At 61.4% G+C, this 7,738-nt stretch carries 7 protein-coding genes and 1 tRNA gene; 1 reads left to right on the top strand and 7 read right to left on the bottom strand.

Features of this window, described 5'->3' with window-relative positions; translation table 11 throughout:
* Positions 1-348: 348 nt before the first annotated feature.
* The 7 genes from JKL45_RS28775 to JKL45_RS28745 form a co-directional block, all read right to left on the bottom strand.
* Positions 349-437 (bottom strand) — tRNA-Lys (locus JKL45_RS28775).
* The gene (locus JKL45_RS28770) at positions 429-1,226 is read right to left on the bottom strand and encodes an MBL fold metallo-hydrolase (RefSeq protein ID WP_201865197.1); all 798 of its coding nucleotides are present in this window, start codon (positions 1,224-1,226) and stop codon (positions 429-431) included. The genes JKL45_RS28775 and JKL45_RS28770 overlap by 9 nt, the downstream gene beginning before the upstream one ends.
* A gap of 122 nt (positions 1,227-1,348) precedes the next feature.
* Complete coding sequence (gene pdxA, locus JKL45_RS28765; RefSeq protein WP_201865196.1) at positions 1,349-2,353, bottom strand: 4-hydroxythreonine-4-phosphate dehydrogenase PdxA; 1,005 nt, start codon at positions 2,351-2,353, stop codon at positions 1,349-1,351.
* A gap of 29 nt (positions 2,354-2,382) precedes the next feature.
* Complete coding sequence (locus tag JKL45_RS28760) at positions 2,383-3,657, bottom strand: four-carbon acid sugar kinase family protein (RefSeq protein WP_201865195.1); 1,275 nt, start codon at positions 3,655-3,657, stop codon at positions 2,383-2,385.
* Positions 3,658-3,741: 84 nt separating this feature from the next.
* The gene (locus tag JKL45_RS28755) at positions 3,742-3,945 is read right to left on the bottom strand and encodes a helix-turn-helix domain-containing protein (RefSeq protein WP_246499096.1); all 204 of its coding nucleotides are present in this window, start codon (positions 3,943-3,945) and stop codon (positions 3,742-3,744) included.
* A 114-nt stretch (positions 3,946-4,059) separates the two neighbouring features.
* On the bottom strand, positions 4,060-5,250 hold the full coding sequence (locus tag JKL45_RS28750; protein ID WP_201865194.1) for a L,D-transpeptidase family protein: 1,191 nt from the start codon (positions 5,248-5,250) through the stop codon (positions 4,060-4,062).
* A gap of 226 nt (positions 5,251-5,476) precedes the next feature.
* On the bottom strand, positions 5,477-6,142 hold the full coding sequence (locus JKL45_RS28745; RefSeq protein ID WP_201865193.1) for a hypothetical protein: 666 nt from the start codon (positions 6,140-6,142) through the stop codon (positions 5,477-5,479).
* 616 nt (positions 6,143-6,758) lie between these two features.
* Here JKL45_RS28745 and JKL45_RS28740 point away from each other — a divergent pair.
* Positions 6,759-7,568: an aminoglycoside phosphotransferase family protein gene (locus JKL45_RS28740; RefSeq protein ID WP_201865198.1), complete on the top strand. Its 810-nt coding sequence runs from the start codon at positions 6,759-6,761 to the stop codon at positions 7,566-7,568.
* Positions 7,569-7,738: the final 170 nt, after the last annotated feature.

Genomic DNA, 7,738 nt, shown 5'->3' with positions numbered 1-7,738 from the left:
TGCGCGCGATCATGGCTCTCGCAAAACAGCGATCAGCATCCTTGTTCAGCAAGCGCGTTTCCACACGGCCTCGGTCAATTTAGGAAGTTTGGGCATACCCGCTGAAGGTCTGCTCACCGCGGGAGAACAGACCTTCTTGCCTGATCACAGGCCATTCTGTGACAGAACTGTTGAGATGCTGGGAACCAGACGAAGCGCAGCCGTCACCGACTCACCTCGTTGTTCACGCTCTTGGGCTTAACTTGGTTAAGGTCCGAGCTGGGCGCTGCTTCCTGACGTCTGGCTACCTATTGGCTACCTGGAAGAAAACGGCTCAAAGGGCAGATGCCGGTAACCCTTTGATACTATTGGTGAGCGCGCTGGGACTCGAACCCAGGACCCTCTGATTAAAAGTCAGAGAGCCTCGTCGCAGCGTGCTCGGTGGCCGTTCAGTGCCCCGGCAAGACTAGGATCTTCGGGCTCTTCGGCAATGTGGCGCGTGAGAGAGTGACGGCTGCCGTATCGCTGAACTCCACCGGGAAGTGCTCCCGGGCAGAGGCGAGAAAGCGGTTGAGGGTTGATGGCCCGAAGAAGTGCATTGGGATCATCAGCGGCGCATTGATCGATTGCAGCACCTCCATCATGTCAAAGGTCTCCAGCGTGTAGCCGCCATCCACCGGCACCAGTAGAACATCAATGCGCCCGAGCTTCTTGAGGTGCTCGGGCGAGAGGGTGTGGTGCAGATGGCCCAGATGAGCGATGCACAACTGGGTAGTCTCAAACACGAAGATGGAATTGCCGTCGTACTCCGTCGCCCCACCGTAGCTGCGGATGTTGGTCGAGACGTTCCGGATGCGCACATCCTGCACGGTCAGGTCGTGGTAGGCTGGCCCTCCGGCCGGGTTCCAGCCCCTGAGGACGTGCTGGATCCCTGGATCCGGACGGTAGGTGAAATGGGTTGAGTGCGCCTTGTTCATGGTGGCCACGTCGGGCGTGACAGGCGGACGCGTGCCGTCGCTGTAGTCGGTGGCAATCCGCACCCCTTGTGGCGTCTCGATCAGGAAGGTGGCATGGCCGATGAAGGTGAGGCCGACCTCGTCCTGGCGCAGCGCAGCCCGTGAGAACAGGCTGTCTCGGGAGGCGATCAACCCAGGGCAGCTTTCCGGCTCCGCCGGGGTAGCAGACAACGGCGAGCTCAGGCTTACCCAGGTAGCAACCGCACAGGCGATTTGCATCGATCTCGTCATCGGCGCCTCCGCTGTCCCAGGTCAGGAAAGTCGTAAACCTCCAGGATGCCGGTAGAACCTTGAAGATGTAGGCCTTGGAAGTCGCCAGACCACAAGCCGACCGCTCACGAAATCAGAGGCCTTCAGGCGACGGTGGTACGCTGCGGAGCCAAGAGGATGGCCTGATTGAGGGCCTCGAGCATGCTCCGTTCATCAGCCCGGCCCGTTCCGGCAATATCGAAGGCCGTACCATGGTCCACCGACGTGCGGATCACAGGCAGTCCCACGGTGACATTGACGCCTTCCTCGATCCCAAGGACCTTGACCGGGCCATGACCCTGGTCATGGTACATGGCGACCACGAGATCAAAGTCGCCGCGCTGGGCGCGGAAGAACAGGGTGTCAGCCGGAAGAGGGCCTTCGACATGGATGCCGCACGCCTGGAGTGCCTGCATGGCAGGCTCGATCTTCTGCTCCTCTTCACCATGGCCGAACAGTCCGTTTTCGCCAGCATGAGGATTGATCCCGCACACCCCGATGCGGGGGCTTGCAATCCCTGAGCACACAAGGGCCTCGTGCCCGCGCAAAATGGTCCGTTCCACCAGTCCCGGCTCGATCCTCGCAATGGCATCGATCAGGCCGATGTGGGTGGTTACGTGGATCACGCGCAGCTTCGGCGTCATCAGCATCATCGAGACTTCCGGCGTATGCGTCAGCGCCGCCAGGATCTCGGTATGGCCTGGGAAGGGATGCCCTCCCGCATGGAGCGCCTCCTTGTTGAGCGGGGCCGTGCAGATGGCATCAACCTCATTGGCTGAGGCCAGTGCGACCGCCCGCTCGATATATCGGAATGCCGCGTCGCCCGCGAGCGGCGACAGCTTGCCCCACGGCAGGCTGTCGGGAATCAGGCCAAGATCAATGCAATCAACCGACCCGTACTCGGACACGGTTCCCTTCGGACCTGACACAGGTCGAACTCTCAAGGATGAGCCGACGATCTCGCCGGCCTGCCGCAGGCGGTTGGCATCTCCGATGATCAGAGGCTTACAGCGCTCGTAGACCTGCCAATGAGCAAGCGCCTTCATGATGATTTCAGGGCCGACACCGGCCGCATCGCCCATTGTGATTGCTATGATAGGCTGACTCATCCACGCATCCCTCTGGCCAAGGACCCAAATTACTCGCCCCTCGCAGAATTGGAACGATTGCTCCGACCGCCTCGCAGGATCGCCAGGCAACGTTTCAGTGTCGTACGATCGCCGAAGGCTCCAGCCTTTGTGATCACCGGGATGGCAATATCACCGATCGATAATCCAACGGGCGCTCCGGGCTCGATCTCGCCATGCATTCTTAAGCCTGATATGCCATCTCGATCCAGAATTGCCCGTGCCGTCTCTCCACCAGTCACAATAAGCCCGCCAACCCGGGGCAGGAGCGGAGCAACCAACTCGGCCAGAGCTGCGGCAAGCTGCGGCCCTTCCTGAAAGTTGATTTTCTCACCCCGGATCGTGACGGCGACATCTGACCCTGATGCCACAGCCGCATTGAGTGCTTGGGCATAGGACTGCACGTGCTCTGGGGCGCTGCTCTCCCGTAGAGCGGAGGCCAAAATGGTCAGAGACATGACGCCCTGCCCCTCCGCCAGCGCATCGAACTGGGTGTGCGACACACTGGATGTACTGCCCACGACAACGAGAATGGGCTTTCCTGCCGCCGCCCATATCGGGGCGGATGAGGAAACGACCTCCCCCTCCCCGGCCCTGACAAGAGCCCGCATCAGGCCGGCAGACCCGACCCACAGCGGCTTTCCAGGCAGCATGAGGGATGCGGCCGCAACCGTGAGCAGGTCATCGTCGGTCTGAGCATCGCATACGACCACGTCGCTTCCGGCATCTCCCCATTTTGCGAGCCGCGTCTTGAGGGCCTCTGACCCGAGCGCGACCTGATCGAGAGTGGCCAGTTCGACCCTGAACCCTGCGTCCTCAAGGATGTCCCGCAGATCGCCGGAACCTGTCGGGCCCGCCTGTTTCCAGAGACCCGCGCTCCCGAGCGCGGTGCCGTTGACGAACACCTGCCCGTCAATCGTCGCGCGTCCCATTCCGGGGAAAGCGGGTGCAACAATCACAAGAGGCGCATGCCCAAGGACATCCGTTGCGGCTTGGCGTACATGAGCAAGCTCCGTTGGCCAGTTGCCGCGTAAAGTGGAGTCGATCTTCTGGTAGAGGATGCGTGTGCTCTTGCTGTAGAGCTGTTGGACAGCTCCTGTGACTGCGGCTCCGGCCTCCTGGGCCGTCATAGCCCGGGAATTCACATCGACTGAGACAGCAGTTGCACCGCCCGGAGCGGCTTTCGCATCGAGGAGTACCACCGTGTCAGCACCCGCCGTGGCGCACGAAATGGCGCAATCTGCGGCACCAGTCAGGTCATCAGCAATGATAAGGGTCTCAATCATAGACTGCCCGCCTGTCCCAGTCGCTAGGCCATATTTGCTCGCCACAGATGAACTCACAAGTCCCCTGCATTGAGGTGCGCTGCCTCAGACGATGCCCCATGTTCTGTAGCGTGTTCGTCCGGTGAGCTCGCGCGGGGGCGCACCGCCGAGCTGGGCCAGCATCAGGTCGACAGCCTTGGGCGTGACCTTGAGCAGCCTGGCCCCGAGCGGCACCGTCGCCAGCGGGCGCGACAGAAAGAGCTCGACGAGTTCCGGCAGCTTCGAGTTGGAGTGGCATTGCTTCGTCATCTGGCCCATCAGCTCGCGGGCGAGGATGAGTCGGTCAAGATCCTTGTGGGCGAGGACGAGCGCCTCCTCCAGGACCTGGTAGAAGCCTCTCGATGGCGCCAGCAGCGGCTAACGCTACATTGCCAAGCGAGCAGGCACGATGTGCTGTGCTCCTAGGATCATCGGCTGGTCGTGAGTAACTCCCATCGGTGCGGTACCGACCGGAAAGGACGTAAACAGCGACGGCAGCTCCGTTAACCACATGAGGGGGCCATCCAGCCGCGCGATTGGCTTGAGTTGTTCCCCCGCAGCGGGAGGAGAGATGGCCTTCACCTCGTGCGCTTGGGCTGCGCAGGCACCTGTCCCAAGACACGTCAGACGTGTCGCAGGGGCTGGCGTGATCACACGCTCCAGCCCGGCATAGGCCAGAGCCTCGGGACGGCTCACCTCGCCCAAGGAGACGCCGCGGCGCCATAGAGCAGTGAAGGATGGATGCTGCCCGCCATCGGCATAGGTGGTGCGGATGGCCGCCCTCCCCTCCTCCAGTAACACCGCCTCGTGATCATCTTCCATCGCCCGGTAGGCCACTACCTCTGCTTCAGCATCCGGGCTCTTGGCCGGCTGGAACGTATATCGCCCTGCCGAGACGCTCACGACCAGTTCTTCCCCGGTGGCCTCAAAGCGGTCGGAACCCTCCTTGAGCTGGCGCCAGAATGCGATGTTCGCGTCGAAGCGATGCCGGACGAGGTTTTCTGCCGTCATGCGGAACGGATAGGCGTGGAGCTGGACGGCTTTCAGGCCGCCTCTGAACGTCTCCCGCATGAGGGCGTAGATCTCCGACATGGCCGCGTCCGTCATGGCATAGCAGCCGGCAGAGGAGCAGGTTCCATGAACCATCAGGGCGGACCCGGTGCTCCCATGCGCCCGGTCGTAGGCATTGGGAAATCCGGTGTCGAAGGAGAGATAATGCTTGGACTTTGGGTTCATCTGAGAGGCGGTGACGGTGTAGAAGCCTTCCGGGGTTTGCCGGTCGCCTTCCTTGCGCTTGGGACCCAGTTGCCCGGACCAGCGGCAGATCGGGAACGTCTTGAGGCGAACATACCGCCCGGTGGTGCTGCGCTTCCAGACTTCCAGCTCCGCTTCTTTCTTGTAGATGCGGATGAGCATGGGCTCCGCGGGAGAGGTGTTCTTCTCCTTCATCAGAGCCACCGTCGGCGGTGGGATGGGAGCTTCGTGCTTCGGATATCCAGATGCTGCCTGCACGGCCTGCCCCATCAGGACGGTGGCCAAGATGGCCAAATGTACACGTCTGAACGTGGAGATCATGGGCGGCTTTCGGCTGGAGGGCACAAAGGACACCTATCAGTTGAGCAGCAGGATGGATCAGCCACTCGCAGACAATTGCGGCAACAAGTGGCTGGCTGACTCAGCCGGCAGATGCCAAGCGCATAGAGCTGCCCACACCCTCCGTGCTTAACCAGTGCCGCTCTGATGTCAAACGATGATAGCTGTGGTTGCTCCCCAGCTGCAGCCACCGGGGTATCTCTCGAACCTACCGGGAAGCCAACGCTGCATGGTGCGGCAACTCCCACCGGATGGGCTTGTAGGCTTTGTGCGTCAGCTTCGCCCTGCCCCAGATCGTATCTAGGTATCCCGCATCAGCGAGGATGATGGTGTCCAGACGAGCCGCGCGGTTGATATCCACGTTCGCCTTGCCAGCCCGGAGGCGCTCCTCATCCTTCTTGGACAGCTTGGTGACGAACGTCACGACAACACCGGGCACCCCCTCGACCTCATACGCGTTGAACAGGGCAAGGCCGTCTGGTCTCACCTCGACGAGGCGTTCCTTGAACGCGAACCCGTTGTTCTGGGCATGTGCCCTGATATCGGCCAGTGTGGTCTCACCATAAACAAAACCTGGAAAATCGGCAGGCTTGCCGTTGGCGCCGCCGCTCCACTTCTTCTCGGCGTAGACGATCCTCTTCGTCTCTGGGTCTGTGGCGACGGAGAGCCTGTTCCCGTCGGGCAGCTTCCACAATCGCTCCTCGTGCGGATTCGTGCTCCTTGAGGGGAGCGGCGTTGCATAAATTTTGGGAACGGACGAGATCTCCTCCCCGACCTTGATCCCCGAGAGGGACTGCGCTTGGGCAGGCATACCGAACAGCACACCTGCAACGGCTGCAAGCGCGGCCGTGGCCTTGAGGTCAAGTTGTTGCATGATGCCCCGATGTTCCGACTTGGCCGCAAAATAGAAAACAGGTCGCTTGTGCGTCAACGAGGCTTACCGCTGAGAGCATCGTTGCGGCAGGTGGTGCTGCCTTCCTGCAACACGGTCCGGCATCGGGAACAGGCGCACTGCTCCCGGCTGAAGTGCCACTGCACTAATCCACGAGCACGTACCGGTACAGCCGAACCGTCCTCTGTCCAGTTCAAGCCTTTTTGGCCAAACCTATAAGCTAAGCTTTTGAAACTAGGCCTTAGCTCCTTCAATATAGAAGCAAATAAGGAAGTCGCTACGGTCTGGTAGAGACGCCCCAGTTGAATAATTTTCGTATCGATAATCGCCCCTTATCGTTACCAACACCGATTTCAGGTCCTTTGGATCCTTGGAAAGGCAATTTTAGCCGCTCGGCCCGCGTTTCAGCCCAAACCGCTCGGTTCATCAGGCTCCATCCCTAAACTCCCAACCGTGGCGATCGGACAAAGGATTGTTCTCAAAAGAGCGCTAAGGCCGGACGGGCTAACAACCGTCCGCCATTCTGCACCGTTCGCCTCCCCTCCCCTCTCAATCCGGGACCGTGGCAGCCTTCCCGCTCGCGTGATAGGGCATGCTGATGCTTGACCACTACATCGCCAAGTGGGGCCTCGCGCCTGCTGGAGCTCCCATCATTACGCACACCAGCCAGCTTCTGCCGGTCTGGTACCAGGGGCAGCCGGCGATGCTGAAGGTCACAGACGCCGAAGACGAGAGGCACGGCCACCTGCTCATGCGGTGGTGGGCTGGACACGGCGCCGCCCAGGTGCTGGCCTATGACGATGGCGCGATCCTGCTCGAGCAGGCCACCGGACCACGCTCGCTGGTCACTTGGGCCAACGAAGGCTTGGACGCGGAGGCCACCCAGGTCATCTGTGACGTCGCTCGCCAGCTCCACGTCCCGCGGGGCGCCCCTCCCCTCGGTCTGGTGCCGCTGACCACCTGGTTCGAGTCCCTGGCACCAATGGCGCAGGCGCACGGTGGCATCCTGGTTCAGGCCACGACGGCGGCTGCCGAAGTGCTGGCGTCGCAGCAGGAGATCGTGCCTCTCCATGCCGACCTGCATCACGAGAATATTCTCGATTTCGGGGAGCGGGGCTGGCTGGCCATCGACCCTAAGCGGGTGATCGGCGAGCGGACCTTCGAGTACACCATCCTCTTCTGCGACCCGGATCTCGGCCTGCCTCATCTGACCATCGCCCGACGGCCTGAGATTTTCGACAAGCGCCTAGAGGTCGTTAGCGAAGCCGCCGGCTTGGAGACACGCCGCCTGCTCCTCTGGATCCTTGCCTGGGCTGGGCTTTCGGCCGCCTGGCAGATCGGCGACAACCTCGACCCTGGCATCGAGCTGCGAGTAGCAGAGATGGCACTGGCAGCCCTTAACGCCTGATGCCGCAGCAGCTCACCAAGGCTCACCCGGGTCCTCAAACTCCATTAGCTCGCCCCCGATCCTGCGAAGCGCATCGTCGAGGGGTGATCGCCCTGTCAACGGGCGTTGAAGCCTCCGCATTTGTGGGCCTTCAATTTTCCCTTACCTGATAGACGACGACGTTCTCCGGT

Source organism: Microvirga soli (assembly GCF_016734765.1).
In the GTDB taxonomy this organism is placed as follows: domain Bacteria; phylum Pseudomonadota; class Alphaproteobacteria; order Rhizobiales; family Beijerinckiaceae; genus Microvirga; species Microvirga soli.
This window is presented reverse-complemented; position numbering and strand designations above follow the sequence as displayed.

Excerpts from the sequence above, each read along its gene's own strand:
- JKL45_RS28770 (WP_201865197.1), bottom strand. The coding sequence starts at position 1,226 with ATGACGAGATCGATGCAAATCGCCTGTGCGGTTGCTACCTGGGTAAGC.
- JKL45_RS28760 (WP_201865195.1), bottom strand. The coding sequence starts at position 3,657 with ATGATTGAGACCCTTATCATTGCTGATGACCTGACTGGTGCCGCAGAT.
- JKL45_RS28740 (WP_201865198.1), top strand. The coding sequence starts at position 6,759 with ATGCTTGACCACTACATCGCCAAGTGGGGCCTCGCGCCTGCTGGAGCT.
- JKL45_RS28755 (WP_246499096.1), bottom strand. The coding sequence starts at position 3,945 with ATGACGAAGCAATGCCACTCCAACTCGAAGCTGCCGGAACTCGTCGAG.
- JKL45_RS28750 (WP_201865194.1), bottom strand. The coding sequence starts at position 5,250 with ATGATCTCCACGTTCAGACGTGTACATTTGGCCATCTTGGCCACCGTC.
- pdxA (WP_201865196.1), bottom strand. The coding sequence starts at position 2,353 with ATGAGTCAGCCTATCATAGCAATCACAATGGGCGATGCGGCCGGTGTC.
- JKL45_RS28745 (WP_201865193.1), bottom strand. The coding sequence starts at position 6,142 with ATGCAACAACTTGACCTCAAGGCCACGGCCGCGCTTGCAGCCGTTGCA.